This is a genomic window from Bradyrhizobium sp. MI1.7 (genome assembly GCF_055811795.1).
Map to the genome: position 1 here is coordinate 119,113 of NZ_JBVVPO010000017.1, position 25,863 is coordinate 144,975.

Below are 25,863 nucleotides of genomic sequence, written 5' to 3' on the forward strand. Positions count from 1 at the left end.
CCCGCGCACGGTCGGCGCGGCCCGGTTTCGCGCGAGGCAGCTAGACTTCGCCGACGTGCTCCGGATCGGCCGAGGCCAGCGCGGCCGCACGTTCCGGTCGGGGCGGATAGATCCAGACCGTATTGATCTGCTGCTTGGTCCGCTTCGCCTCGTCGCCGACGAGCTCGAGCTTCCGATCCCAGCCTCGCGTGAAGATGGCGCCGGCTTCTCCCAGATCGAGGCATGTGGCGTAGGCCTTCTGGTGATAAGGCCTGGTCGCGACACCTAAAAGTTCGGCAGCGGCATTGTTGCCGGCAAACGCGCCCATTCGCGTGGCATGCTGGCACGACATCAACGCGTGGTTGCCGACGTCATCACACGCTGCTTTGGCCGCATCGCCGGTGGCAAAGACGCCGGCTACACCAGGCACGCGCAAGTCGCGGTCGACAAGGAGGCGGCCCAGATTGTCGCGCTCGGCCGGGATCTGCGCGGTCAGAGGAGCGGCGCGCATGCCGGCAGCCCAGATCACGGTCTCCGCTTCGATGTGTTCGCCGCTGGAAAGCGTGACGCCAGACTTGTCGAGCGACGCGACGCCGGTGCCGAGGCGGGTCTCCACGCCAAGCTTGCGCAGCGCATCCTCAATGACGGGGCGGGAATCTGCGCCCATATCGTGAGCGATCGTGCTGTTGCGATCGACGATGACGACGCGTGCCTTGGCGTTCTTGCCGAGGACCGCGCGCAGCCGCGCCGGCATCTCCGTCGCCGTCTCGATACCGGTGAATCCGCCGCCGGCCACGACGACCGTATCGCGTCCGTTCCTTGCAGGCCGATCGGCCAGATCATGGAGATGCCGCTCCAGCGCAATCGCATCGTCGAGCTTGTCGACGCTGAAAGCGTGTTCGACGATGCCGGGGATGTTCGGTCGGAAAAGCCGGCTGCCGGTGGCAACGACCAGCCGATCGTAGGAGAGAGGCTGCTTCGTGCCTTTGGCCGTGACGAGCTCGATCACACGAGACTTGGTATCAATGGTCCCGGCGCTGCCTCGCACGTAGACGACGTCGATGGCCTTCAACACGTCTTGCAGAGGTGCCGTCAGGGTTTCCGGCTTGCTTTCGTAGAGGCGGGGCCGGACCACGAGCGTCGGCTCCGGTGCAACCAGCGCGATCTCGAGTTGTTCGGGCGAAGCGCCCTGAATGTCCCGCAGGCGCGCGGCGGAAAGTGCGGCGTACATGCCGGCAAAGCCGGCGCCGATAATGACGAGTCGCATTTGATGATCTCCTGTGGTTGAGCTTTTCGGGCATGGGCGCGTCATCGCCGCCGCCACTCTCGTGGCGGATCGTCGAGACCGATGACGCGAAGACGTGAAGTGAGATCGCGAATTCTCAGGGAGAGGGGCAGCCTGGCATCGAAGCCATCGGCGGCGGCCGGCGGTGACGAAAGAAAATTGGCTCAATGGCGTTCGGACGCCAGTCGGCGTACGGAAGCTGGCCGCCATCCCTGTCGAAGATGGACATCACCGAACTTGCGTTGTGTATGGACTGCGCCGGTATTTCCACTTCCTCGCCGGTTGCCGAGGTGAAGCGAACGGCCAATGAAAGTCCGTACATGATGGCACTTGCGGCCATCCTTCGTCGCGGCACGAGTTTGACCGGACTAACGAAGTTCTTCCAGGTCATTGTTCGTCTCCGTCTATTGGATCGAGGGCACCCTGATCATTTAGCGGAGCGGACCTGCAGTTGCGCCAGAGCGATTGCTCTGCCTGCAGAGTGATTGCTGCTTAGCGCATGCGACGTCGCCAATCGCTCGGCGTTTCTCCCGTCAATCGCCTGAATGCGGCGGCAAAGGCGGTTTGAGAGGCATAGCCAAGCTCAGCCGCCACCGTGGCGATTGGGATTTCGGTGTCGCGCAGCGTGTTCATGGCCTGCTCGAGCCGGTGCTGGCGCAGCCAGCTATGCGGCGAAAGACCGGTGCTTTCCTTGAAAGCACGACAGAAGTGGAAGCGCGACAGGCCGGCGTCCGAAGCGAGCGCCGCAAGAGAGACGTCGGAATCGCTGTCCGAACGCAAGCGTTCGATCGCGCGTCGCAGAGCTTGGGGAGCCAGCCCGCCTATGATCGGCTCGATGGCGGTCGGCTCGCCGATGTGCGCGGCCAGGATGCGCGTGGCGATGATATCGGTCAGTCGCTGCCTGAAGAGTGCATCCAGAACCGCGTTGCCCTCCAACACATCCGCCCCGCTCATCAGCAGTCCGGATGTGACAGGGTCGAGATGCCCGGTTCGCTCCAGAAGATCACGGGGAATGGGCGCGTCGGCTTCGCGGGCGACGCGTTCGAGCGTTGCGTGCGGAAGATACAGCTGGACGACATCGACAGGACCGGGAATATCCCATCTGGCGCTCGAACCAGCCGGAATGATCGTCACGACTCCGGAGCGGGCCGTTCCGATTGCAACCGATTTTCCGGCGCGTCGCTCCAGGCGCTGAACGCCTGTGGGGTACGTCATGATGACGTGGTCGGTCATGGGCTCGACGACGTCGTGCAGAGCGCCGTGCTTCCAATGCGCGATGCCGCCATTGGAGGGGTCCGAAGCCATCTGGAGCGGCGCGGTCTTCAGGATGCGCGCCATCTCCACATCGGCAGGCCGCCGCTCGACGTTCGGCGAGTCGCTGTGGCGCGCACCGGGTGCGGCAAGCAGAGCCCCCAAAGGATCGTGCAGGATTGGCTTGTCCATGGAGTTAGTCTCGCGTTCGGAAGGCACTTCGGGACCGGCGGAGCGATTGCTACTAACGCACGCGTCGTCGCCAATCGCTCGGCGTTTCGCCGTTCAATCGCTTGAACGCCGCGGCGAAGGCCGTTTGCGAGGCATAACCAAGCTCTGCCGCAACCAGGGCGATCGATGCGTCGGTATCGCGGAGCAGGTTCATGGCTTGCTCGAGCCGGTATTGGCGCAGCCAGGCGTGAGGCGAGAGCCCGGTGCTTTCCTTGAATGCGCGGCAGAAGTGGAAACGCGACAGGCCGGCATCGGAGGCGAGGGCATCGAGGGAGACGTCGGTATCGCTGTCCGAGCGCAAGCGTTCGATGGCACGGGCCAGCACCTTGGGCGAAAGCCCACCGATGGTCGGCTGGAATGTGGCTTGCGAGCCGGTATGGGCAGCCAGGAGACGCATCGACAAGAGGTCGATCAACTGATGCCTGAACAGCGTGTCCAGGGCCCCATTGCCCTCCAGCGTGTTGACCGCGCTCAGGATCAATCGGGACGTGATGGGATCAGGATGCGCCGTTCGCTCCAGGAGATCGCTCGATGTGCCGCTCGCGGCTTCGTCGGCGACGCGTTTCAGCGTTGCGTGAGGAAGATAGAGCTGAACGACGTCGACAGGCTTCGGAATATCCCATCGGGAGCTCGATCCTTCGGGAATGATGATCACGACCCCGCGGCGAAACGTTCCAATCGCAACGGACCGTCCTGACCGCCGCTCCATGTGCTGCATCGCGCCGTTGTAGGCCATGATGACGTGGTGGCTCATGGGCTCGACGACGTCGTGCAAGGGTTCGTGTTTCCAGTGGGCGATCCCGGCACCGGAGGAGTCCAATGCCACGCGAAATGGTTCGGTGTGGAGCACACGCGCCATCTCGGCATCAGCGGCACGCCGCCCGGTCGACGACGACTGGCCTTGGCTTGGCTCGGATGCGGCCGGAGGATTTTCACGCGCAGAATTGTGCGAGATCGGTTTGCTCATTGGACGTGCTCGTCTCAGGGGCCTTGCACTCGCGGCTGAGCGCGATTTGCGCGCCCGGCGTGAAGCCATCGCTTCTTTTGCACCCGTACGGGTGCCGCAGCGCGCGGCGAGCGCTCGGTGTGGTTTTCTAGGCACGTGGGACTACGGGGTCTTTCCTGAAACCGCGGTGCTTGTCCTGATTCTGCTCAAAGCGCTCGGACGCGAGATCTTGTGATCGGCGATCCCTGGACGACTGCGGAGAATCAAGCTCATGATTTACGCATTAGATATTGAAATCGCTTCTGAAAATGGCTTTGCCACAATCGGCCGCGGCGCCCCGTCGCAATCGCAAATCACGCCGCAACGCGACTGGACCGCCGTACTCCGAAGCGGATAATGCTACCGACCTCCAGGGCGACGGCAGTCAGATGGGTTGCCTGGTCAGAATTCCACGGATGGGTCGATCGAATGGCACTGGCTGGCACCTTCGGACAGAGGGTCAAGCGGCAGTTGAGCCTGGCGGATGCACCGCCTTCGCTGATCACGCGGTCGCGGCGAGGCGTCGACGTTGCGGTCACCGAAACCCTGAACAGTGAGCCGGTAGAGGGTCTTTCCGGCTCGCTTGCCGACGACGCCTATCTCGTCAGCCTGAAGCTGCAGGATTATCCTGACTGCGAGCTCTGGGAGCACGGCAAGTGCTTTACGAAGACGGATGTCAGAGCCGGTACGACCTATCTGTACGATCTCCGGCACGATCCGCGCTTCGTCATCGACAAGCCGTTCCATTCCGTCCATTTCTATCTTCCCCGTCTGATGCTCGACGGAATCGCGCGAGAAGCCCGCACGCCGCCCATTGGCGACCTCGCGTGCCGGTATGGTTTCGGCCATGACGACGAGATCATGCGCCATGTCGGCGCCCTGATGTTGGAAGGACTGCGTCGTCCGGCAGAGGCCAACCAGCTCTTCATCGACCACATGATGCTCGCGTTCACGGCCCACATTGCCCAGACCTATGGCGGATGGCAGCGCGTCGCGGATGCGGCCCGGGGCGGTCTTTCCCCATGGCAGGTGAGGCGAGCCTGCGAAAGGCTCGACTCGGATCTCGGCGGGACGCTTTCACTGCAACAGATCGCGGCCGAGTTTGGTCTCTCGGTTAGCCATTTTTCCCGCGCGTTTCGAATCTCGACCGGCCTCCCGCCTCATCAGTGGCTGCTCCGCCAGCGTGTGAAGGCGGCAAAGCAGTTGATGACCCTGCGCGACGTGCCGCTGTCCGAGATTGCGATCTCGGTCGGGTTCGCCAATCAAAGCCATTTGACGAAGGTGTTCTCGGCGCAGGTGGGCGTCAGCCCGGCGGCATGGCGCCGCGAAGCGCTTGGCATCAGGGACAGCGAGACGTGATCGTCCGATCAGCGGCGCTGCGCCAGTGAATTGGCGTAGGCGGCGCGTCGCGCCACGAAGATCTCATCCGGCGGATAACCGATGCCCTCCGCAAGATTTGCCGGATCGAAGCCGGAAGTATCGCACGTCTCGTCCGCTTCGATCGCGGTGATCACGATCGTTCCGAGCCGTACGGCTTCCCGGCTGTCCTCATCCGGCCACCGGATCGTGACGTCCTGCGTCGGGTCATCGGGACGACCGAGCAGCGCCATCAGGCTGAACCGGATATCGCGCGTCGCGATCCTTCCTTTGAGATCGTCGTGCAGGACGTCGGCGGACGTCGTCTTGGCCTTACCCCTGATCGCGGCAAGCTCGCTACCGACCGGGACGACCTTGAATTTGATGAACTGCGTCTCGCCCCTCGAATTCGTTGCGGGGAAGGCGTGGACGGCCCAGTAGGTCGTGCTGGCAAAGCTCGGGGGAGGCGGATGCGCGGCGATGTAGTTCGCCTGACGCAGCGTTTCGGGATTGGCGGTGGAGAAGGCCTTGATCCTCTCCAGGTCCGGCCTGCCGTCGCGACCGGGCATGCGCGAGGTGAGGAATGCCAGCATTTGATCGAGCGTCCTCGCATAATGAACCGGAGCGCTCTGTGTGAGGATGTCGGAGCGGTGCTCGTCGTTGCCGAGCCTGAAGCTGAAGCCGCGCAGCGTGAGATCCCTGGTCTCGGATTCGCGAGGACCGCCGTCCACCGAGAAGCGCGCCAGCACGCGCGATGGTCTTGTGAAGCTGCGCGACTTCGTGACCTCGTCGGCCCGATCCGAAGGGATGTAGGTCCCCCGGACGCAGCGGCCCTTGGCAAAGCTCGCGCGTGCGTTGGGTGGATTGCCCAGAACGGCTTTCTGAGCCTCGACAATGGAGGCGGGGGTGGCGGTGCCGCTCGGGAACAGGGACATGGCTTGGTCTTGGATTTGCTACCCCAACCCTTAGCGGTGGGGCTGCTTTCCCGCTCCAGAGCGATTGCTGTGGTTGCAGCGCGATTGCTGTCATCTTGCGCGGTCCAGGGCACTCAACGCGGCGTCGGTGGATCGTTTACGATAAAATACCTCAGTAAAATGAGCGGCTTGAGTTGAAGTCTTCCCACGGCCCATCATGGATCGGGGCGGGCGCTCAAAGGCGGCGTGTGCACGGGCAGCAAAGTCCATTGAAAGCACGGCCGGCCGTTCTTCGGAGTGATCTGCTGAGGCGTGGGCAACCTCAGAGGGGCCGTGCCAGCCGTCCTGCACCAACGAGACGTGCCTGGGACTGCAATCCGAGCCTGAGCCCGCGCCGGCGATTGACAGCTAATTATTACATGTCTAAAAATATGCAAATTCATATAATTCGTGAGATGCCTGAATGGACACGCATCCGCTCAAGCTCAAGGTCAGATCGTATGCCGCGGAGACGCCGTTCATACGGAGCCTTGTGTTTGGCGTGGAGGACGGTGTCGCGCCGCGATGGCAGGCGGGCGCCCATATCCGCGTGGCGCTCCCGAATGGAGGCGACCGGCCGTACTCGCTGATGGCTTTGCCGGGCCTTCCCGAAGGTATGCTGGCGCTTGGGGTGCTGCGCGAGGAGGCTTCGACCGGTGGCTCGCAGTTCATGCACGCGCTGAAGATCGGCGATGTCGTGAAGGCAACGGCGCCGGTCAACAATTTTCATCTGCATGAGGGAGCGGCGCCCGCGCTGCTGTTCGCCGGCGGCATCGGTGTCACGCCGATCCTGTCGATGGCGGCGAATCTCGCGGCCCGAGGAAGCCCGTATCGCTTGCACTATGCGGGCCGCACGCAAGGCCTGCTCGCGTTCCTGCCGCACCTGCAGGAGATATGCGCCAAGGGCCTGTCCATCCACTACGACAGCGACGAGTCCCGCCTGGACATTGCAGCGGCGCTCGGCGCTGCCGCCGCAAACGCCCACATTTACGCCTGCGGTCCGGCCGGCATGATTGAAGCGGTGAAGGCGGCTGCGCTCGGCAGGGACATTCCGGCAGACCGCATCCACTACGAGCTCTTCAAGGCCGAGCAATCGTCCTCGGCCGACTTGCCGTTCGAGGTCGAGCTCAAATCGACCGGGCAGGTCGTCAGCGTCGCGGCCGGTCAGACCATCATCCAGGCGCTGGAGGCCGCTGGTCTCGACGTGCTCTACGACTGCCAGCGCGGCGATTGCGGCATCTGCCAGTGCGGCGTGATCGAAGGGGTACCCGACCATCGCGACATCATCCTCAGCGACGACGAGAGGGCGTCCAACAAGGTCATGCAGATCTGCGTGTCACGCGCGAAGTCGGAACGTTTGGTGCTGGATCTCTAGGGGAGGCGAGGGACGTCATGGCGAAATACGGACAGAACGCCGACGCGATCGCGGCGCTGGTGCGCGAGGCCGAGGTGCACCGCGACGTCTATGTCGACCCCGAGATCTTCGAGCTCGAGATGGAGCACCTGTTCCCGAACAGCTGGATCTATGTCGGGCACGCGAGCCAGTTGGGAAAGCCCGGCGATTTCATTACCGCCAATATCGGCCGTCAGCCGGTGCTGGCGAGCCGCCACACCGACGGCTCCATCCACGTCTTTTACAACCGCTGTCCGCACAAGGGCGTGAAGATCGCCTCCGAGCCCTGCGGCAACACCGGAAAGTTCTTCCGCTGCCCCTATCACGCCTGGTCGTTCAAGACCGACGGCTCGCTGCTCGCGATCCCTCTGAAAAAGGGCTACGAGGGCACCGGCTTTGGCGACACGCAAGCGAATGAGGGATTGTCGAAGGTCAGGAACGTCGTGATCTATCGCGATTTCATCTTCGCCCGCCTGAGCGATGACGGCGTGTCCTTCGAGGATTATTTCGGCGAGAGCCTTTCGACCATCGACAACATGGTCGACCGCTCGCCGGAGGGGAAGCTCGCAGTCCAGGCGACGCCGATCCGCTACATGCACACCTGCAATTGGAAGATGCTGGTCGAGAACCAGACCGACACCTGCCATCCGATGGTGGCGCATGAGAGCTCGGCCGGCACCGCGGTCAAGGTCTGGAAGCGCGAGCAGGGCGATTCCACGGAGACACCGATGGCGGTGCAGCTCTATGGTCCCTTCATGAGCCCGTACGAGTTCTACGAGCAGAGCGGCATCAGGATCTGGCCGAACGGCCATGGCCATACCGGCGTCGCCAACTCCATCCATTCCAACTATTCGGACATCGAAGGCTATCTCGGCCAGATGGTCGCGGCCTATGGCGAGGAGCGGGCGCACGAGATCCTCGGCGAGGTCAGGCACAACACCGTGTATTTCCCGAACATCATGGTCAAGGGCGCCGTGCAGATCCTGCGCAATTTCATCCCGATCGCGGTCGACAGGACGCTGGTCGAGAGCTGGGTCTATCGCCTGGTCGGCGCGCCGGACAAGCTCTACGAGCGGGCGCTGATGTACAACCGCTTCATCAATGCGCCGACCTCGATCGTCGGACACGATGATCTCGAAATGTACGAGCGGGCGCAGGAAGGACTGAAGTCCAACGGCAATCAATGGGTCAATCTGCGGCGCCTTTACGAGAACCATGAAGAGCAGGACGTCACGGCCGTGATCAACGGCACGTCCGAGCGACAGATGCGAAACCAGTTCCACGCCTGGTCGAAATTCATGACCATGGACATGGACAAGCGTGTCGAGGCCGCGGAATGATCGACGAGAAGGCCATCACGGACTTGATCTATCTGGAAGCCGAGCTGCTCGACACGATGCAATGGCAGGCCTGGCTCGATCTGTTTCACCCCGAAGGGCGCTACTGGATGCCGCTCGAATGGCAGCAGCAGGATCCGGTGCTCCAGCCCTCGTTGATGTACGAGGATCTGCTGCTCTTGAAGGTGCGGGTCGAGCGGCTCGCCGGCGAGCGGACCTTCAGCCAGAAGCCGAAGAGCCGTTGCCATCATCTTCTCCAGGCACCGCGGATCGTGGCGTGCGACCCGGCTGCGGGCGTCTACAAGGCGCGGACGTCCTATATCTATACCGAGACCCGCGGTGATCTGCTGGAGCGCTATTCGGGATGGGCGTCGCACGAATTCGTAGAGGTCGGCGATGCCCTGAAGATCAAGCTCAAGCGGGTCGATCTCGTCAATTTCGACGCGCCGTTCGGCAACATCCAGCTTTTCATGTGAGTACGCCTTGACCGCTGCGACCACAGTCTACGCCCGCTTTCGCGAGACCGCCCTTCGCCGGGAGGAGGCAGGCTTCCTCAACGTGCTGCCGGAGACCGCCGATATCTATGGCATCGCGGCAGGCGAGATTTCCTACCGCGCCATGCTCGACCGGGTCGAGCGCTGGCGCTCGGCTTTTGCAAGCCGGGGCTATGGCGAAGGCCAGAGGGTCGGGCTGCTGCTCCAGAACAGGCCGGCGTTCGTCGAGCTGTGGTTCGCGCTGAACGGGCTCGGCGTGTCCGTCGTACCGATCAATCCCGATTTGCGGATCAGCGAGCTCGAATACATCATTGCGCATTCCGAGATGAATGCGGCGTTCGTCCTCGCCGAGCGGCGCGACGAGGTCGAGACCGCGGCGCGCCAGGCCGGCCGGCCGATCCCGGTCGTGACCGATCAGGACGACGTTCCCGTACCTTTCGGAGATGCGCGGCCTTCGACCGCCGGAAGCGACGCGAGCGAATGCGCGCTGCTTTATACGTCTGGAACCACGGGACAGCCCAAGGGCTGCGTGCTCACCAACACATATTTCCTGCATTCCGGAAACTGGTATCGCGATGTCGGCGGGCTGATCGATCTCAAGCCGGACTGTGAGCGCATGATCACGCCGCTGCCGCTGTTTCACATGAACGCGATGGCGGTGTCGCTGATGGCGATGTTATCCGTCGGCGGCAGCCTCACCATGCTCGATCGCTTCCATCCGCGTACCTGGTGGGCGTCCGTCCGCGACAGCCGCGCGACCTGTCTGCACTATCTCGGCGTGATGCCCTCGATGCTGATGAGTGCACCGCCATCGGAGCAGGACCGCGCGCACAGCGTACGCTTCGGCTTCGGCGCCGGCGTCGACAAGCTTCTGCATGCGCCGTTCGAGGAGCGCTTCGGCTTTCCGCTGCTGGAGGCCTGGGCGATGACCGAGACGGGAAGCGGCGGCGTCATCGCCGCCAATGTCGAGCCGCGCAAGATCGGCACGAGCTGTTTCGGACGCCCGGCCCCCGAGGTCGACGTTCGTATCGTCGGCGACAGCGGCAACGACGCGCCGGTCGGGACGCCGGGCGAGCTCCTGGTGCGGCGGGCAGGTGCGGACCCGCGTTACGGTTTCTTCCGCGAGTACCTGAAGAACGAGGCCGCCACCGCCGAGGCGTGGGACGGCGGGTGGCTGCACACCGGCGATATCGTGTCGCGCGATGCGGACGGCGACCTCCATTTCGTCGACCGCAAGAAGAACGTGATCCGCCGTTCCGGCGAGAACATTGCCGCAGTCGAGGTCGAGTCCGTCCTCAATCGCCATCCCGCGATCCGGCAGGCTGCGGTTGCCGCGACGCCCGATCAGGTGCGCGGCGACGAGGTTGCGGCGGTCATCATCGCCGAGGAGGCCGGTGCGGACCGCGCGCTCGCCGAGGAGATCGTGCGCTGGAGTCTGGAGCAGATGGCCTATTACAAGGCGCCGGGCTGGATCTGTTTCGTCGACAGCCTGCCGTTGACCGCGACCGAGAAGATTCAGCGCGGCGGCCTGAAGGATTTCGTCGCCAGGCTGATGCGCGACGGTGCGTTCTTCGACCTTCGCGACCTCAAGCGGCGACAGGTTTGATCATGAGCGAGATCCGCACCACACTCATCACCGGCGGCAATTCGGGGATCGGCGAGGCGCTGGCGAAAAAGCTCGTCGAGAGCGGGCAGCGCGTGGTCTCGGTCGGGCTGGAGAAGCCGGACTGGACGCATGATCTGCTCGCGGCCTATCGCGCTGATCTCTCCGATATCGAGGAGACGCGCGCGATCGCGCAGGAGATCTGCCGCGATCACGCCGTTGATCGCCTCGTGCACAATGCCGGCGTGATCCTGCCGAACCTGCTGCCCGATGCTAAGCCGGAAGACATTTTGATGCTGGCGCAACTGCATCTGGGCGCGCCGATGCTGCTGACCCAGGCGGCGCTGGAGGGGATGCGTGCGCGCCGCTTCGGCCGCATCGTGTTCGTCAGCTCGCGGGCCGCGATGGGCGCAGCGACGCGGTCGGCCTATTCGGCGACCAAGGCCGGCGTGCACGGCATGGCGCGCACCTGGGCGCTGGAGCTCGCCGCGAGCGGCATCACCGTGAATGTTGTCGCGCCAGGGCCGATCCTGACCGACAATTTCTGGGGCATCATTCCCAAGGGCTCCGAGCAGCAGGAGCGGATGGCGCGCAACGTGCCGGTCGGGCGGCTCGGCTCGCGCGAGGATGTCGCGCACGCCATCAGTTTCTTCCTCGACGAGCGCTCGGACTTCGTCACCGGCCAGGTGCTCTATGTCTGCGGCGGCACCAGCCTCGTCGGCCTTGGCCCGTAGAGCATGATCCGGACCCGGAGGGCCGCGTTAGCGCAAAGTGTGAAGCGGTTTTCCGAAAAGATCATGCTCCAATAAACAAGATCAGATCTGGTTCTGGCGGATGTTCTCGACCATCTTGGCCAGCACGCGCGCGCAGACCTCGATGTCGTCGGGCTCGATGCCTTCGATCAGCTTGTCGTAGTTGCTCGCCATGATCGGCCAGATCTTGCGCAGCAGCGCCTCGCCGTCCGGGGTCAGACCCACGACGCGGCGGCGCTGGTCTTCCTCTGCGATCTCGCGCTTGACGAGGCCCGATGACACCATGGACTCGACCATGCGGCTCGCCGTCGACTGCTCGGTTACCGCGAGAACGGCGACCTCGTTGACGGTGAGGGTCTTGTAGATGAACAGGACCGATAGCGTCCGGAACACGACATTGTTGATGCCGTGGTCGCTCAGGTCGCGGTTCTGATCGAGATTCCAGCGATTGGCGAGCCGGTTGAACAGATACGGGATGTAGGTTTGCAGCTGGTCCCGCGTCCTCGGCGGACCCGACTTCCATCTGCTCTTGGATTCTCTGGCCATTATCTCTTGCGACTTTGCTTCTTGCTCTCGGTATGAAGTTTTGAAGAAAGGGATTTCAGTACGGACAGCGCACCGTCCAGCTCCCGGGCCGAAACATTCTCGAGCCGTTTGCCGAGATGCTTCTTGTGGACGTCGGCTGCCTTCCTGAACAACGCCTCGCCCTTCGGCGTCAGGCGCACGATGAAGGAGCGCCGGTCCTCGCTCGACATTTCCCTGCTGATGAGGTTGTCGGCGAGAAGACGCTGCACCAGCCCCGAGACGTTGCCGCCGGTGACTTTTAGATTTTGCGACAGCTGCCCGAGCGCGAGGCCATCGCTGTAGCGATCGAGCTGGGCCAGCACGTCGAATTTTGCGAGCGACACGCCGAACTCGGCGTTCAGCATCGAATTCAGCGACGCGAACAGCTCGCCATGCAGCGACAGCAATTGAAGCCAGAGCCGGGTTTCGATCTGCCCAGGGACGGGAACAATGTTCTCTTTGAGTGCTGCCGGCATTGCATGACCATCGAGTACAAGATGTCTCGTCGATTGGAGGGATTATCGCGGGTCTTTCGCTCCGATTAACAATTTGAGAATCGTAGTCAAGTCGCCTGATCCTGACGTCTTGGGGGGCGAACGGCAATCCACTCCCGCGTTCCCCTCCGATGGAATCATGCAAAAGTCTTGATGGTCTGGATCACGCCGTCGAGCTCCTTGCCGGCGCTGTCCTTCAGCGCGGCCTCGCGCAGGCGGCGTGCCCAATCGGCGGCATCCTCGCGTCGTTCGACCAGCTTGATCGCCGCCAGCGTCCTGTCGAATTTCGACAGCCCGCGGCTGTGGGTATCGGAATAGCCTTTCACGAGGCGTCGGCATTGCAGGATCTCGACACCGAGCTGGTAGTTGGCGGCGACCGCATCGGTTGCCGCCTTGAGCCATCCGTCCCGATGCGCGGTCTCGACGGCGTGACGCAGCGAGCGGCGTCGCAGGCCGCGTAGTCCGGCCACGACGTAGAGCGTCAGGAACCAGGGCAGCGAGTAAGTCCGCACCCGGCGTCCCCGGTTGACGCGGCGATCGAGCCAGCCGAGCAGGCGCGGCCGCGCGCCGAGCCAGCGGCTGAAGCCCGCGGGCAGCACGCCCATGACCTCCTCCATGCGCGGATGCATGAACTCGGTGGTCTGGAGCACCTGTCCCTCGGACATCTCGAGCTCGCTCTCGATGCGCGCGCGGCGACCAGCGCGCGTCTTCAGGTCGGCCACGCGGATGACGTCGTCATAGCTCATGGCGTTGGCGAGGTACTTTGCCGCGGTCTCCGTGAAGGCATAGGCGTGCGCACCACCGCCGGCGCTTCGGTCGGCCGCGTGCAACGTCTTGAGAATGTCGAGATACTCGGCGCCATAGGCGACGTCCTGGAAGTCGACGACCTTCCTCAAGCCAACGCGCGCCATGGTGAGCGCAGGCTCGGGCAGCTCCTGCTTCAGTCTTGCGATCAGCCCGGCAAGATCTGGATCGGGCGTTGCGGGAGAGGGGACGTGATCGGCCTGCTTTGATGGCGCTGGTGCCGCGACCTCGGGTGCGCCGGTCTTGACCCGGTCAAAGGCGGCCTCAAACGTCTCGACGCTGGCCTTCGCACCTCTGCCGCCGGCACGGATGACGTCGAGATAGCTGTCGCGGCTGAACGGCAGCACAGCGGCCGCCGCGAGCGCACCGAACATCGCGGCCGAGATGACGCTGCCATGCGCGATCGCCAGCGCGTTCAGATCGAAGATGATCTCGGTCTTGGCGGCAACCCCGATGGCGCCAGTGACGGCGGCGCCGTCGGCGATGCCGTTGCCCGGTGCAATCTTCTCGCCGATCGCAAACGACCGGTGGTTGGATGCGATCAACGTGGTGCGATCCGGCGTCACGAGGCCGCGCAGGATCGATCGGCCGGCCTCCATGAACTCCGCCGCCATCACCACGTCGACGTCGCCGGGCGTCGGCATCAACGACAGGATCGGCTTGCGGCCGTCGAGCGGCGGCATCGCCTCGATATAGTAGATCGTGGCGCCGGTGCGCTGCGCTACGCCGGGCACCGAGGTCGATTGCGCGACCCAGCCATGGTTCTCGGCCAACTGAACGATCCAGTCGGTCAGCACGCCGCCACCCTGGCCACCCATCGCGACGATCGCAATCGAGATCGGCCGCTCGGTTGCCTCGCCGGCGGCGGGGAGGGCCAGCCGGACCGTCTCGTCTCTCATGCCAATGCCTCGAGCGCCGGACGCCGGCGATCACGCCGCCGTTGCAACCAGCCGATCACGGCCATCGCGACCTTGGATTTGAACCTGTCCCAGCCGGTCGGATTGTGAATGACGTCCGCGCGATAGAACGAGGGGCAGAGCACGGCGGCCTCGGAGACCTCGCCGCAATTGCCGCAACCGACGCAGGAATTGTCGATCGCCGCAACCGGATCGTCGCGCAAGGGATCGTCAAGCTGCTTCACCGAAAGCGACGGGCAGCCCGAGAGCCGGATGCAGGCATGGTCGCCGGTGCAGACGTCCTCGTCGACACCGAAGCGCTCCTTGACGGTGCGCAACCCGTCCTTGATGGCCTGGTTGATCTGCGGCTTCACGCGGCGCTGCTTGTTCAGCATGCACTCGGAGGACGCGACGATGACCTTGGGGCCTTCCTCCTTGGTCGTCAGCGCTTCCTTCAGCGTGTCGCGCATCTTGCCGACGTCATAGGTGCGGTCGAGCTGGCGCACCCACTGGCCGCCGATGCCCTTCACGGCCTTGACGATCGAATTGTTGGTGTCTCGCCGCTTGTTGGTCGCGCGCGACGACAGGATGTCCTGACCGCCGGTCGCCGACGTGTAGAAATTGTCGACGATGACGAACACGCCGTCGTGCTTGTTGAACACGGCATTGCCGATGCCGCTGGTCAGTCCGTTGTGCCAGAAGCCGCCGTCGCCCATCACCGCGATCGAGCGTTTGTCGGCCTTGACGTTGAAGGCCGAGGTCGAGGCCGGGCCGAGGCCGAAGCCCATGGTGGTCGCGCCGATATTGAAGGGCGGCAGGATCGAGAACAGATGGCAGCCGATGTCGGCCGAGACATGATGCTGGCCGAGCTCTTCCTCGACGAGCTTCATGGCGGCGAAGATCGGCCGCTCCGGGCAGCCGGTGCAGAGCCCGGGCGGGCGTGCCGGCACAACCTGCTTCAGCTTCTCGACCGCGGGGTGATTGAGCACGGGAACGGCGTCCGGCGCCGGCGGCCGGTTGCCGAGCAGCCGCGGCTCGGTCTTCTCCAGGAAGTCCCTGACGCCGCCGAGCAGAACCTGCGCGGTGTAGTCGCCGCCCATCGGCAACACGTCCTTGCCATGGATGCGCGCCTGGATGTCCCTGCGGCGCAGCACGGTGTTGATCGCCTGCTCCAGATATTCCGGCTGGCCTTCCTCGACGATCAGGACGGCGTCCTTGTCGACGCAGAACTCCGCGACCTCGGTGTCGATCACGGGGTAGGTGACGTTCATGACGTAGAGCGGAACCTGTGTGTTGCCGTAGGCATCCGACAGCCCGAGATATTGCAGCGCGCGGATCACGTTGTTGTACATGCCGCCCTGCATGATGATGCCGACCTTGCCCTGCTTCGGCCCCATCCATTCGTTCAGCTTGTGGTCCCGGATGAAGCCGATCGCCGCGGGCATCCGCGTCTTGATCTTCTCCTGCTCATGCTCATAGGCCGCAGGCGGCAGCACGATGCGGTTGACGTCGCGCCTGGGGTTGTTGAGCGCGTCCTTGATGGTGTGCGCCGGCTTGACGTTGTCCTTGCAGGCGAAGCTGCCGTGCATGTGACAGGCGCGGACGCGGACCTCGAGCATCACGGGCGTGTTCGAGAATTCGGAGAGCTCAAAACCCTTCTCGATCAGATTGACGATGCATTCATGATCGGGGCGGGGATCGAGCAGCCACATCTGCGATTTCATCGCGAAGGCGTGCGTCCGCTCCTGCATGATGGAGGAGCCTTCGCCATAGTCCTCGCCGACGATGATCATGGTGCCGCCGGTGACGCCGCCCGAGGCGAGGTTGGCGAGCGCGTCGGAGGCGACGTTGGTGCCGACCGTCGACTTCCACGCCACCGCGCCGCGCAGGGGATACATCACCGAGGCCGACAGCATCGCCGCCGCGGCCGCTTCGTTGGCGGAGCTCTGGAACACGACGCCGAGATCGTCGAGCACGTCCTTGGCGTCGGCGAGCACGTCCATCAGGTGCGAGATCGGCGAGCCCTGGTAGCCGCCGACATAGGCGACGCCGGATTGCAGCAGCGCCTTGGTGATGGCGAGGATGCCTTCGCCGCGGAACGTATCGCCATCGCCGAGCCGGAGATCCTCGACTTCGCGAGCAAAAGACCGTTCAGCCATTGCACCCTCCAGAAATATGCGATAGCATACGTTTACATGTGAAGTAAGTCAACGCCGCCCCATGCTATCACGCTTGCGGACCTCTGCTCCGGCAAGGCGGTCATGAGCCAGCGACAGGGTAGGGCCAATGCTGAAGCTGCCTCGCTTTAGAGCCGCCGCCGTCCAGGCTTCACCTGTCTATCTCAACCCGGGCGCGACAGCCGACAAGGCGGCTTCACTGGTCCGTGAAGCCGCAGCGAATGGCGCGAAGCTCGTCGCGTTCCCCGAAGTGTTCGTTCCCGGCTATCCCTACTGGAACTGGATCACCGATCCCGTCACGGGCAGCGCATGGTTCGAGAAGCTCGCCAAGGCATCGGTGCTGGTGCCGGGTCCGGAGGTCGATGTCGTCAGGAAGGCCGCGCGCGATACCGGCTGCCACGTCGTGCTCGGCGTGAACGAGCGCAGCCCGGTGTCGCTGGGCGCGATCTACAATACCCTGGTTTTCATCGGGCCGGACGGCGCGGTGCTTGGCAAGCACCGCAAGCTGGTGCCGACCTGGGCGGAGAAGCTGACCTGGACCGGCGGTGACGGATCGAGCCTGCGCGTCTATGATACCGAGATCGGGCGTCTCGGCGGACTCGCCTGCGGCGAGAACACCAACACGCTCGCGCGCTTTGCGCTGTTGGGTCAGGGTGAGCTCGTGCATGTCGCCAGCTACATCTCGCTTCCGGTCGCGCCCCCCGACTACGACATGGCGGAGGCGATCAAGTTGCGCGCGATCGCCCATTCCTTTGAGGGCAAGATTTTTACGATCGTCTCCTGCTCGACCGTGTCGGAGGAGATCATCACGGCGATGGAAACGGTCGTCCCCGACGCGCGTGCGCGCCTGCAGCGCAAGTCGAGCGCGTTCTCCGGCATCATCGGACCCGATGGCCGCGTGGTCGGCGATCCCCTGATCGACGACGAGGGCATCGTGTACGCCGACATCGATCTCGACCGCTGCATCCAACCGAAGCAGATGCATGACATCGTCGGGCACTACAACCGGTTCGATATTTTCGATTTGCGGGTCAACCGCCGTCCTCTGGCGCCGCTGGGCCTCGCAGACGGTGAGGGCGATGACGCGGGGCAGGGCTTCACGCCGATCCCGCTGAGATCGGAATAATGGTTGGGCGCGTCGATAGAGCGGCGCGACGAGACAGGACTTGGAGGACAGGATGCGCGAGAACGTGATCGGCCGGGCCAATGTCGAGGACACCCCCGAGCTCAAGGCCTATTACAAGGACCTCGAAAAGTACGAAGCCGGCGCGCTGTGGACGGTCGCCAACAAGATCGAGCCGTGGGCGCCGCAATCGGCCTCCGTTCCCGTGCTCTGGCGCTACAACGATCTGCGCGAGCACGTGCTGCGCTCGGTCGAGCTGGTCTCGCCGGAGAAGGCGGGGCGGCGGGTGATCTATCTCAACAATCCCGGCCGCCGCGATGTGTCGGCGGCGGTCGGCTGGCTCTATTCGGGATTGCAGGTGATGCATCCCGGCGAGGTCGCAACCGCGCACGCGCACTCGGCTTCAGCCCTGCGCTTTATCATGGAAGGTTCGGGCGCCTACACCATCGTCGATGGGCACAAGATGACGCTGGGGGCGCGGGATTTCGTGCTCACGCCGAACGGAACCTGGCACGAGCATGGCGTCGAAGCCAACGGCTCGGTGTGCATCTGGCAGGACGGTTTGGACATCCCGCTCGTCAACGCGCTGGAGGCGAATTTTTTTGCGGTCCATCCCAAGGTGCAACAGGAAGAATCCGGCTATCCCGTGGACGACATGACCAAGACCTGGGGCAATCCCGGGCTTCGGCCGGCGGATTCGAAATGGTCGAAGGGCTATTCCCCGATGTTCAAATACGAGTGGGAGCCGACCTACGAGTCCTTGCGCAAATATGCCGCTGCGACCGACGGTTCGCCCTATGACGGCATTCTCATGAACTACGTCAATCCGATCTCCGGCGGACACGTGATGCAGACGATCGGCGCGAGCATGCAGCTGCTGCGGCCGGGCGAGAAGACGAAGTCGCATCGGCACACCGGCAGCTTCATTTACCAGGTCGCCAAGGGGCGCGGTTATTCGATCATCGCCGGCCAGCGTTTCGAGTGGCAGGAACGCGACATCTTCTGCGTTCCCTCCTGGGCCTGGCACGAGCACGGCAATGCTTCGGGAAGCGAGGACGCCTGCCTGTTCTGCTTCAACGATCTGCCCGTCATCGAGAGTCTCGGCTTCTACCGGGAAGAGGCCTATGGCGACAACGCCGGCCATCAGCCAGTTGCCGCCTGACGTCCCCGCACAGAATTCAACCGAAAGAGCCGGATAAAGCTGCATGCGCCTTGTTACCTACACCTTGGGCTCCAGTGGTGCCCGCCTCGGGGTCCTCGTTGACGGATTGGTCGTGGACGTCGAGCACCTCGGTGCGTCGCATGGCTTTGCATGGCCGAGCGACATGCTGTCGTTCATCGACAACAGCGTGACGCTGCTGCCGGCGCTGAAGGAGCGTCTGGACGATGCGGATGGACGCTTGCCGGCCGGCTCCGCCGTTCCGCTCGAGGACGTGAAGCTGCAGGCCCCGATCCCGCGGCCCCGCAAGAACATTTTTGGCATCGGGCTGAACTACCGTGCGCATGTGGCGGAGTCCGCCAAGAGCCTGGATACCGACAAGGACCTGCCGAAGCAGCCGGTCGTGTTCTCCAAGCCGCCGACGTCGGTGATCGGCCCCGGCGGCGCGATCCAGCACAATGCGAAGATGACGCAGCAGCTCGACTGGGAGGTCGAGCTCGCCGTCATCATCGGCAAGACCGCAACCCGCATCGCGACCGACAAGGCGATGGACCACGTCTTCGGCTATTCGGTGATGATCGACATTTCCGCGCGCGACAATCGCCGCGCCGGCCAGTGGATCTTCTCCAAGGGCATGGACACCTACGCGCCGTTCGGCCCCTGCATCGTGACCGCGGACGAAATTCCCGACCCGCATGACCTGCGGCTGTGGCTGACCAAGAACGGGGTCATGAAGCAGGACTCCAATACCAAATACATGATCTTCGACATCCCGGTTTTGATTTCCGACATTTCGTCGGGCATGACACTCGAACCGGGCGACATCATCGCGACGGGAACGCCGGAAGGCGTCGGCGCCGGCAGGACTCCCCAGGAATGGCTGTGGCCGGGTGACGTGGTGGAAGCGGGGGTCGACGGGGTCGGTGTCATCAGGCATCCGGTCGTCGCGATCTGATGACGACGTTCTCGTTCGATCGCGAGCTCAGATTCGGAGACTGCGATCCTTCTGGGATCGCGTACTTCCCGTCTTACCTGAACATCCTCAATGGGGTCGTCGAAGACTTCTGGGCGAGAATTGGATTTCCATGGCCGGAGCTGATCACGGTCCGGAAGATCTGGACACCCACGGTGCATCTGTCCTGCGACTTTTCCCGGCCGTCGATGTTCGGCGATCGCCTGACGTTCAACTTGCATATCAGCCGGGTCGGCGGATCGTCGCTCCATCTGGAGCATGTCGTCTCCGGCGCGAACGGCATGCGCTGGCGCGCGCGCCAGATCCTGGCCGCGACGTCGCTGGTGGATCACCATGCGATCCCGTGGCCGGATGACATTCGCGCCGCGCTGATGGCGCATGTGAGCGTGGGCGAGGGCACCGAGGCAACGCCCGCATGATCTCGCTCTTCATGACATTCTCCGATCCGGCAGGCGAACGACGAATTCATCCCGACGAGGTTGACGCCGTGGCGGAGCTGGTCGGATCGATCCCTGACATGACCGAGGGCTTGCTGTTCACGCCGCTCGAACAGTCGGTCGATCATCCCTACAAGGCCGATGGCTCCGGCCCGGTGTTTGCGCTTCAACTCCGGTTTCCCGACCTGTTCGCCTGCGAGGCGGCGATGGATCGCGGCGGTATCCTTGCCGGTCTCGCGACGGGGGGCGGACTAGCGAGCCTCACCGGCTTGGACGTCACGCACCAGGTCATGCTGACACGCGCGTTTGCCGTCGACGTCGCCGAACATCCGGCCGGCACGACCACTCCGTGCAGCTACCTCGTGCACTATCCCGGACCGGCGGAGGACATGAACGCCTGGAACCTGCACTATCTCGAGCATCATCCATCGATCATGCGAACCTTCCCTGATGTTCGCCAGATCGAGATCTACACCCGGATCGATTGGATCGATCGGCTGCCGTCGCAGCGCGTCGAGCACATGCAGCGCAACAAGCTGGTGTTCGACAGCCCGCAAGCCCTCGCGCACGCGCTCGGCTCCGACGTGATCAAGCGCATGCGCGCGGACTTCGTCCAATTCCCGCCATTCGCAGGCCGCAACAAGCATTTTCCGATGCTGACGCGGGTGGTGCGGCCGAAGCGCTAGAGCCGAGAGCGTGAAAACGATGGCGTGAGCCGTGAATTGAGATGGATCGCCAGATGTCCGCTTTGGCCGTCAGATCGCGCCGGACTCGCTATGCCGGTAGCCTTTGTAAACACCCCAAGGTTGCGACGAAATTACCCAGCAATCTTAGCGCCTGCTCGTGTGAATTCTGCTATCATCGCAACGTGGGGCGACTCTGATGCGGGGATTGTCATGCCTCCAGGGAGGGACCGACCATGACTACGATAGCGAAACCATTTGCTCTCGTCGCCCTGGTTGCGACCATGAGTGTCGGAGCACTTGCGCTCAGCATCGCCTCTGCCTCAGCGCAATCGCCTGCAGCATACAAGAACTACTGCATCACCAGGATCAAGTGTAACAACGGCTTTCTATGGAAGTGCAACCGTTGTGACGGCCGCTATTCATGGCGGCAGGGGTGCCGTCCCACCTTTAAGGCGTGCTGACACTGACGTAGTTCGTAGGATGGGTAGAGCGAAGCGAAACCCATCAAACCTGATCCTCGCAACGGCATCGAGCTAAAGAATGACACGGGCGCTGCATCGGCGTGCCGGGGGCGATGGGTTTCGCAAGAGCTCTACCCATCCTACATCTTGGCGCAAGCGACGCCGGTTTCGGCACGGCCTCTATTCGACACGATGGGGCGCGATTCCGAGTCTTGCCATCGCCTCCCGCTCAGCGCCACGCGAGCCCTTAGGATTGCAGCCGTCACCAACAGAGGCATAGCGACCGTGGTCATCGAGCGGGTTTGCCGGCATCGACGGTTGACGTCCGCTTTGGGGCAGATGCTGACAACAGCCGCGGCCCGCCTTGTCGGCGATGAGCCCATTTGCAGATTTTCGGCGTCGTGGGCGATGGCGATCCCTGCAAACTATGGGGACGGCAAATCGAGGCCGTTGGGTAGCCTGATCCAAAGAACGGTTTGCTCGTCTGGGGAATGACGAGACAGATGGCCCTTTCCGTGTGTGTCCTCCACCAACACGAACTCGCCCGCAGAGACGTGCCGCACCTCGCCGTCGCTCGTCTCGTATTCGACCGCGCCAGTCAGTCTCACAGTCAATACCCGCGCGGGAACGGTGTGCCAATCGACCTGTCGCATACCGGCAGGAATTTGAGTAACCTCCATGCTTGACGCGGGATAGCGCTGGGACACCTGAAACGGCTTGGCACCGGGAGCAACGGTCAGCTTTGCCGTCATGGGGATTTCCACCTCACCGAAGTGAGATTCACCGTCCGGGGTTGCGTATATCCGAAGACACTTCATCGGCTGTCACCTTTTGGCTCGCCAGCAAGAACAAGACCACCCTACCATGACCGCGGCGAGGGTGATCACGGCTCTGATGGGATGGTCCGCTACGGGCGACGGCCTGCTTCGGGCCAAAAGCCGCCATCCCCGCCAAATGCGGTTTGTCCTTATCGGGCCCCCGGGCGGCGTCCGGGACCGTATCGCGTCGTATCAGCGCCGACATCCTGATGCTAGATTTCACAACGGTGGGGAGCACCTGCTTCCTGCTTCAGACCGAACAGGAGGACGATATGCCTGATAGCGTCTACAAGGTCATTGAACTGATCGGTACCAGCAGTGACTCATGGGAGAAGGCGGCCGCCAATGCGGTCGGGCAAGCTGCAAAAACTCTCCGGGATCTTCGCATTGCAGAGGTCGTCAAGCTCGATATGCAACTGGATGAGAAGGGAAACGTCGAGTCCTATCGCGCCAAGCTCAACGTCTCGTTCAAGTTCGAGGGGTCCTGAGCCTCGGCACCTCGCCCCCGCTTGCGGGGCGAGGTTGGCTCGCTGGAGAAAGGCGCGCGGCCATTCGGGAAGCAGCGCCCTGGTCCGACCGGGAGCCGGTATGCTTTGATGCGTGGGACGGGAACTGCAACGCGTGGTGGCCTCATGTACATCGTCATTCGCAAGTACACCAGGGTTCGTTCGGTCGCGGACGCTGCCCGCCGCGCCAAGAGCGGCGTCGGTCAGATCCTGAAGCAATCGCACGGATTCAGATCTTACTACGTGCTGGATGGGGGCGACGGCGTTGGTGTCGCCGTGATGATATTCGAGGACCGCGAAAGCGCCAATGCAGCGAACGCCAGGATAATGGAGTTTATTCAAGCAAGTCTGCACGACCTCGATCTTGGGGATCCCGAAATCACTGCCGGCGAAGTGTTGGTAAATATAGAACCTGATGCGTCCTCGGCATGAAGTACTCGTAAACGCCGCCAGTTGTGTGGGGTGCCGGCCCCTGCCGCTGCCGTCGATCTGGTCGCCGTCGCGCAGGAGCGATCGCGCCCTGGACATCCGGATGTCGTCGGTCAGGAATATTCGACTGCTCATGCTTTTCGAGGAGTAACAACATGAGGCAACACGATTTCGAAGCATTTTTCATCACGGCGACCGTCTGGACGCCGCTCGTAGCTATGGGCACCGCGATGCCGCCCCGAGATCCTGATGAAGACGAGGAGGACGAAGAGGGCGACGAAGAGGAGGATGAAGCCGACGAACCGGCAGTCGTACGCGAGCCGGATGAAGACTAGGCCGTGAACCCATAAAGTAGGGAGGACCGGCGCTGCATGATGCCGTGTATTCGACGAACCTTGTGCATATCGTGTCGGAGCGATAGCAGCAGGTGTGGAAATCTCGCTCCTGCGAATTAAGGCACTTAAGCCAACGTAAGGACGCTCAAGTATGCTCACTGTCTATGGCGAAGGTCGTGGGTTCCGTGTCGTTTGGCTGCTCGAGGAATTGGGGGTGGCTTATCGGCTGCGCCCGGTCGATCTGTTCGCTGTCGAGAATGATCCCGATTTTCTTGCGATCAACCCCGCCGGCTTTATCCCGGCGCTGCAGGACGGCGAGATGATCATGGTCGAGTCGATCGCGATCCTCGAATACCTGCTCGCCCGCCACGGCCCGAGCCCGCTCGCCGTCGCCCCGGATGATCCGGCCTTCGCCGCCTATCTGCAATTCCTCCATTTGGGAGAGGCCGGGCTCGCTGGACCAATGAACGCCGTCATCGTCGGTCGCGCATTCGCCCCCGCAGCAGAGCGAAACGCCCGGGTCACAATCTGGGCACTGGAGACCTTTCATAGCCGGCTGGGATTGGTCATCCAGCGTCTCGCAAATCGTCCATTTCTCGCCGGAGACCGCTTCACTGCTGCTGACATTTCAGTGAGCTACGCTCTCCTGCTTGGTCTGCGAACCAGCAACTATACCCCGGGTTCAGTCGAGCGTGCCTATCTCGCCCGCACGACGGCACGCCCCGCCTACGCCCGGGCGATGGAAATCTGCCAAGCCACCAAGGCTTGGGCGGAGCGATCACCGGCGTTGTAGAGCCAAGTCGTGAATCCATAGAAGGGATTCCCACGAGCGGCTTGGACTAGCCAGTGTCGGCCAGTCCGCGCTATAATCTCTTATGGGCTGGGATGCGAAAGACGTAGCGCTGCTCAAAAGGCTCTGGTCCGCAGGACAGAGCGCGGCACAGATTGCGCGCCGTCTCGGGTGTAGCCGTAACGCGGTCTGCGGGATGTTAACCCGTTCGGGCTTGAAGCGTGGCCACAAGCCGCCAACAGCAAGACCCAAGATAAGGCCGCCCCCGAAGCCAAGGCCGGCGTCGTCGGCCGCCCTGGTACGTCGAGTAGAAAAGAAGGTGTCGCGGAGCACCGCAGAGAAACAGCAGCCCAAGGAATTCAGCAAGCAGCAGCTGTACGCCATTCTAGCTGAGGCGGTCAGGAACACTGGCTAAGCGCTAACCACGACGGGCGTTACGCTCCGCGTCCGTGCCCTGGTCCAGCTCGAACGGCTCGGCTGTCGTGACCATTCCCCAAGCCTAGGTCTGCTTCGGGTCAATCGCGTCGGTTTGGTTCTCCCGAGACGACTTCCGGTCAGCCCCAGTGAGCGAACATCTTTAGTACCCCTCGCCAGGTCTCAAACGGGCCAAAAGCAGACATCGCCTCGACAGCCGCTTGTCTATCAGACAGTCCCAACACGGGAAGATATGTTAGAATTGCCCATCATCAGAATTGGGTCGATCTTTTGCGAGCACGACACGAGTGAGGATGTTGCAGGCTATGGCTGTGTCAGAAGACAGATTACCGACTGGCGGTTTTGCTCACTTGGTCCCTGAAATGGATGTGTTCGACCTCAAACAGAGCACGACCTTTTGGTGCGACCTCCTTGGTTTCCGTATCGCCTATCAGCGGCCTGAAAGTCGATTTGTGTACCTGGAGTTTCAGGGTGCGCAGGTCATGCTCAGACAGCACAGCGGCCATTGGCAAACTGGTGCTTTAGAACGACCACTGGGGCGCGGTATCAACTTCCAAATCTTTGTCGGCTCCGTCGCGCCACTTCTCGATGCTTTGGAAAAGGCACAATGGCCGCTCTTCGGGGAATGTCACGATGCTTGGTATCGGATCGCCGGTGAGGAGCGAGGCAACAGGCAGTTTTTGGTGCAGGACCCCGACGGCTACCTTCTGCGTTTCGCGCAAGACTTGGGAAAAAGATAGCTTTTCGACCCACCAATCCCACTTGGAGATTGTCCGCTAAGGGTCAAAAGCAGCAGTGGGCGCCAAGCTGTATCGGCGTCCGGTTTGCCCCTGACAGCCGACATGACACGCGCTCAATTGACCTTCGGCTGAGGGCCATAAGCGAGCGCGGCAAAACATGCCAGCGCATGCTCCGGCAAATGCTATTGGTCCATGCCTGGGCGGGGTTAACGCTGCGCCGGCGAGCCAGAAAGTCCTTGACGCAACAGAACACCACGGATTTGGATCGGTCGGAAGACCTTGATTGGACGATGGACGGAGCCGACCCGTGGGATTTTTGCTGAGAATTATGCTCGTAACCGCTCTCGTGTTGGGGTGGACGGCCCCCTTCCGCCGGTCTGCGTGGCAGGATGGGGTCGTCGATGACCTCAAACGAAG

27 protein-coding genes are annotated in these 25,863 nt (G+C 62.9%); 17 read left to right on the forward strand and 10 right to left on the reverse strand.

Annotation, left to right across the window (positions count from 1 at the left end; all coding sequences use genetic code 11):
* Window positions 1–40: 40 nt before the first annotated feature.
* From AC0L3X_RS18170 to AC0L3X_RS18185, 4 genes are all read right to left on the reverse strand, one after another.
* The gene (locus AC0L3X_RS18170; RefSeq protein ID WP_063984256.1) at window positions 41–1,246 is read right to left on the reverse strand and encodes an NAD(P)/FAD-dependent oxidoreductase; all 1,206 of its coding nucleotides are present in this window, start codon (window positions 1,244–1,246) and stop codon (window positions 41–43) included.
* 115 nt (window positions 1,247–1,361) lie between these two features.
* On the reverse strand, window positions 1,362–1,655 hold the full coding sequence (locus tag AC0L3X_RS18175) for a hypothetical protein (protein WP_084795220.1): 294 nt from the start codon (window positions 1,653–1,655) through the stop codon (window positions 1,362–1,364).
* A gap of 101 nt (window positions 1,656–1,756) precedes the next feature.
* Complete coding sequence (locus AC0L3X_RS18180; RefSeq protein ID WP_063984255.1) at window positions 1,757–2,707, reverse strand: helix-turn-helix transcriptional regulator; 951 nt, start codon at window positions 2,705–2,707, stop codon at window positions 1,757–1,759.
* A 52-nt stretch (window positions 2,708–2,759) separates the two neighbouring features.
* Window positions 2,760–3,713, reverse strand: coding sequence for a helix-turn-helix domain-containing protein (locus AC0L3X_RS18185; protein ID WP_084795218.1), 954 nt, complete (start codon window positions 3,711–3,713; stop codon window positions 2,760–2,762).
* A gap of 447 nt (window positions 3,714–4,160) precedes the next feature.
* Between AC0L3X_RS18185 and AC0L3X_RS18190 the strand changes: the two genes are divergently transcribed.
* Complete coding sequence (locus tag AC0L3X_RS18190; protein WP_063984252.1) at window positions 4,161–5,090, forward strand: helix-turn-helix domain-containing protein; 930 nt, start codon at window positions 4,161–4,163, stop codon at window positions 5,088–5,090.
* 8 nt (window positions 5,091–5,098) lie between these two features.
* Here the strand turns inward: AC0L3X_RS18190 and AC0L3X_RS18195 are convergent, their stop codons facing one another.
* Window positions 5,099–6,022, reverse strand: a complete 924-nt coding sequence (locus tag AC0L3X_RS18195) for a catalase (protein ID WP_063984251.1) — start codon at window positions 6,020–6,022, stop codon at window positions 5,099–5,101.
* A 442-nt stretch (window positions 6,023–6,464) separates the two neighbouring features.
* Between AC0L3X_RS18195 and AC0L3X_RS18200 the strand changes: the two genes are divergently transcribed.
* From AC0L3X_RS18200 to AC0L3X_RS18220, 5 genes are read left to right on the forward strand one after another with little or no spacing between them, the layout of a single operon-like run.
* Window positions 6,465–7,415 (forward strand): PDR/VanB family oxidoreductase, encoded by a 951-nt coding sequence (locus AC0L3X_RS18200; RefSeq protein WP_063984250.1) that lies wholly within the window; start codon window positions 6,465–6,467, stop codon window positions 7,413–7,415.
* A 17-nt stretch (window positions 7,416–7,432) separates the two neighbouring features.
* The gene (locus AC0L3X_RS18205; protein WP_063984249.1) at window positions 7,433–8,773 is read left to right on the forward strand and encodes an aromatic ring-hydroxylating dioxygenase subunit alpha; all 1,341 of its coding nucleotides are present in this window, start codon (window positions 7,433–7,435) and stop codon (window positions 8,771–8,773) included.
* The gene (locus AC0L3X_RS18210; protein WP_028153091.1) at window positions 8,770–9,246 is read left to right on the forward strand and encodes an aromatic-ring-hydroxylating dioxygenase subunit beta; all 477 of its coding nucleotides are present in this window, start codon (window positions 8,770–8,772) and stop codon (window positions 9,244–9,246) included. Before AC0L3X_RS18205 ends, AC0L3X_RS18210 begins: the two co-directional genes overlap by 4 nt.
* A gap of 7 nt (window positions 9,247–9,253) precedes the next feature.
* The gene (locus tag AC0L3X_RS18215) at window positions 9,254–10,870 is read left to right on the forward strand and encodes an ATP-dependent acyl-CoA ligase (protein WP_063984248.1); all 1,617 of its coding nucleotides are present in this window, start codon (window positions 9,254–9,256) and stop codon (window positions 10,868–10,870) included.
* 2 nt (window positions 10,871–10,872) lie between these two features.
* Window positions 10,873–11,601: an SDR family NAD(P)-dependent oxidoreductase gene (locus AC0L3X_RS18220; RefSeq protein ID WP_028155855.1), complete on the forward strand. Its 729-nt coding sequence runs from the start codon at window positions 10,873–10,875 to the stop codon at window positions 11,599–11,601.
* Window positions 11,602–11,682: 81 nt separating this feature from the next.
* Here AC0L3X_RS18220 and AC0L3X_RS18225 read toward each other — a convergent pair whose 3' ends face one another.
* From AC0L3X_RS18225 to AC0L3X_RS18240, 4 genes are all read right to left on the reverse strand, one after another.
* Entirely contained in the window at window positions 11,683–12,165 is a 483-nt protein-coding gene (locus tag AC0L3X_RS18225; protein ID WP_063984247.1) for a MarR family winged helix-turn-helix transcriptional regulator, read from the reverse strand.
* On the reverse strand, window positions 12,165–12,659 hold the full coding sequence (locus AC0L3X_RS18230; protein ID WP_063984246.1) for a MarR family winged helix-turn-helix transcriptional regulator: 495 nt from the start codon (window positions 12,657–12,659) through the stop codon (window positions 12,165–12,167). Before AC0L3X_RS18230 ends, AC0L3X_RS18225 begins: the two co-directional genes overlap by 1 nt.
* Before the next feature lie 155 nt (window positions 12,660–12,814).
* Window positions 12,815–14,380, reverse strand: a complete 1,566-nt coding sequence (locus AC0L3X_RS18235) for an indolepyruvate oxidoreductase subunit beta family protein (RefSeq protein ID WP_063984245.1) — start codon at window positions 14,378–14,380, stop codon at window positions 12,815–12,817.
* A complete protein-coding gene (locus AC0L3X_RS18240; protein WP_231144520.1) occupies window positions 14,377–16,536 on the reverse strand; it encodes a thiamine pyrophosphate-dependent enzyme in 2,160 nt (719 codons plus the stop codon). The genes AC0L3X_RS18235 and AC0L3X_RS18240 overlap by 4 nt, the downstream gene beginning before the upstream one ends.
* A gap of 127 nt (window positions 16,537–16,663) precedes the next feature.
* Between AC0L3X_RS18240 and AC0L3X_RS18245 the strand changes: the two genes are divergently transcribed.
* Genes AC0L3X_RS18245 through AC0L3X_RS18265 form a run of 5 tightly spaced genes read left to right on the forward strand, consistent with a single transcriptional unit; the run spans window position 16,664 to window position 20,932 of the window.
* The gene (locus AC0L3X_RS18245) at window positions 16,664–17,680 is read left to right on the forward strand and encodes a carbon-nitrogen hydrolase family protein (RefSeq protein ID WP_063984243.1); all 1,017 of its coding nucleotides are present in this window, start codon (window positions 16,664–16,666) and stop codon (window positions 17,678–17,680) included.
* 52 nt (window positions 17,681–17,732) lie between these two features.
* Window positions 17,733–18,839: a cupin domain-containing protein gene (locus AC0L3X_RS18250; protein WP_063984242.1), complete on the forward strand. Its 1,107-nt coding sequence runs from the start codon at window positions 17,733–17,735 to the stop codon at window positions 18,837–18,839.
* 43 nt (window positions 18,840–18,882) lie between these two features.
* On the forward strand, window positions 18,883–19,791 hold the full coding sequence (locus tag AC0L3X_RS18255; RefSeq protein WP_063984241.1) for a fumarylacetoacetate hydrolase family protein: 909 nt from the start codon (window positions 18,883–18,885) through the stop codon (window positions 19,789–19,791).
* A complete protein-coding gene (locus AC0L3X_RS18260; protein ID WP_473316573.1) occupies window positions 19,791–20,228 on the forward strand; it encodes an acyl-CoA thioesterase in 438 nt (145 codons plus the stop codon). Before AC0L3X_RS18255 ends, AC0L3X_RS18260 begins: the two co-directional genes overlap by 1 nt.
* Window positions 20,225–20,932 carry a hypothetical protein gene (locus AC0L3X_RS18265; protein WP_063984239.1) on the forward strand — a complete coding sequence of 236 codons (708 nt, stop codon included), beginning with the start codon at window positions 20,225–20,227 and terminating at the stop codon, window positions 20,930–20,932. Before AC0L3X_RS18260 ends, AC0L3X_RS18265 begins: the two co-directional genes overlap by 4 nt.
* An 886-nt stretch (window positions 20,933–21,818) precedes the next feature.
* Here AC0L3X_RS18265 and AC0L3X_RS18270 read toward each other — a convergent pair.
* The gene (locus tag AC0L3X_RS18270; RefSeq protein WP_063984238.1) at window positions 21,819–22,211 is read right to left on the reverse strand and encodes a cupin domain-containing protein; all 393 of its coding nucleotides are present in this window, start codon (window positions 22,209–22,211) and stop codon (window positions 21,819–21,821) included.
* 272 nt (window positions 22,212–22,483) lie between these two features.
* Between AC0L3X_RS18270 and AC0L3X_RS18275 the strand changes: the two genes are divergently transcribed.
* From AC0L3X_RS18275 to AC0L3X_RS18300, 6 genes are all read left to right on the forward strand, one after another.
* Window positions 22,484–22,699, forward strand: a complete 216-nt coding sequence (locus AC0L3X_RS18275) for a dodecin family protein (RefSeq protein ID WP_063986511.1) — start codon at window positions 22,484–22,486, stop codon at window positions 22,697–22,699.
* A gap of 144 nt (window positions 22,700–22,843) precedes the next feature.
* On the forward strand, window positions 22,844–23,149 hold the full coding sequence (locus AC0L3X_RS18280) for a hypothetical protein (protein ID WP_063984237.1): 306 nt from the start codon (window positions 22,844–22,846) through the stop codon (window positions 23,147–23,149).
* Between the two features lie 152 nt (window positions 23,150–23,301).
* Window positions 23,302–23,481, forward strand: a complete 180-nt coding sequence (locus AC0L3X_RS18285) for a hypothetical protein (protein ID WP_063984236.1) — start codon at window positions 23,302–23,304, stop codon at window positions 23,479–23,481.
* 151 nt (window positions 23,482–23,632) lie between these two features.
* Complete coding sequence (locus AC0L3X_RS18290) at window positions 23,633–24,274, forward strand: glutathione S-transferase family protein (protein ID WP_063984235.1); 642 nt, start codon at window positions 23,633–23,635, stop codon at window positions 24,272–24,274.
* Window positions 24,275–24,356: 82 nt separating this feature from the next.
* The gene (locus AC0L3X_RS18295; protein ID WP_084795217.1) at window positions 24,357–24,686 is read left to right on the forward strand and encodes a GcrA family cell cycle regulator; all 330 of its coding nucleotides are present in this window, start codon (window positions 24,357–24,359) and stop codon (window positions 24,684–24,686) included.
* A 325-nt stretch (window positions 24,687–25,011) separates the two neighbouring features.
* Window positions 25,012–25,446: a bleomycin resistance protein gene (locus AC0L3X_RS18300; protein WP_063986510.1), complete on the forward strand. Its 435-nt coding sequence runs from the start codon at window positions 25,012–25,014 to the stop codon at window positions 25,444–25,446.
* Window positions 25,447–25,863 lie beyond the last annotated feature (417 nt).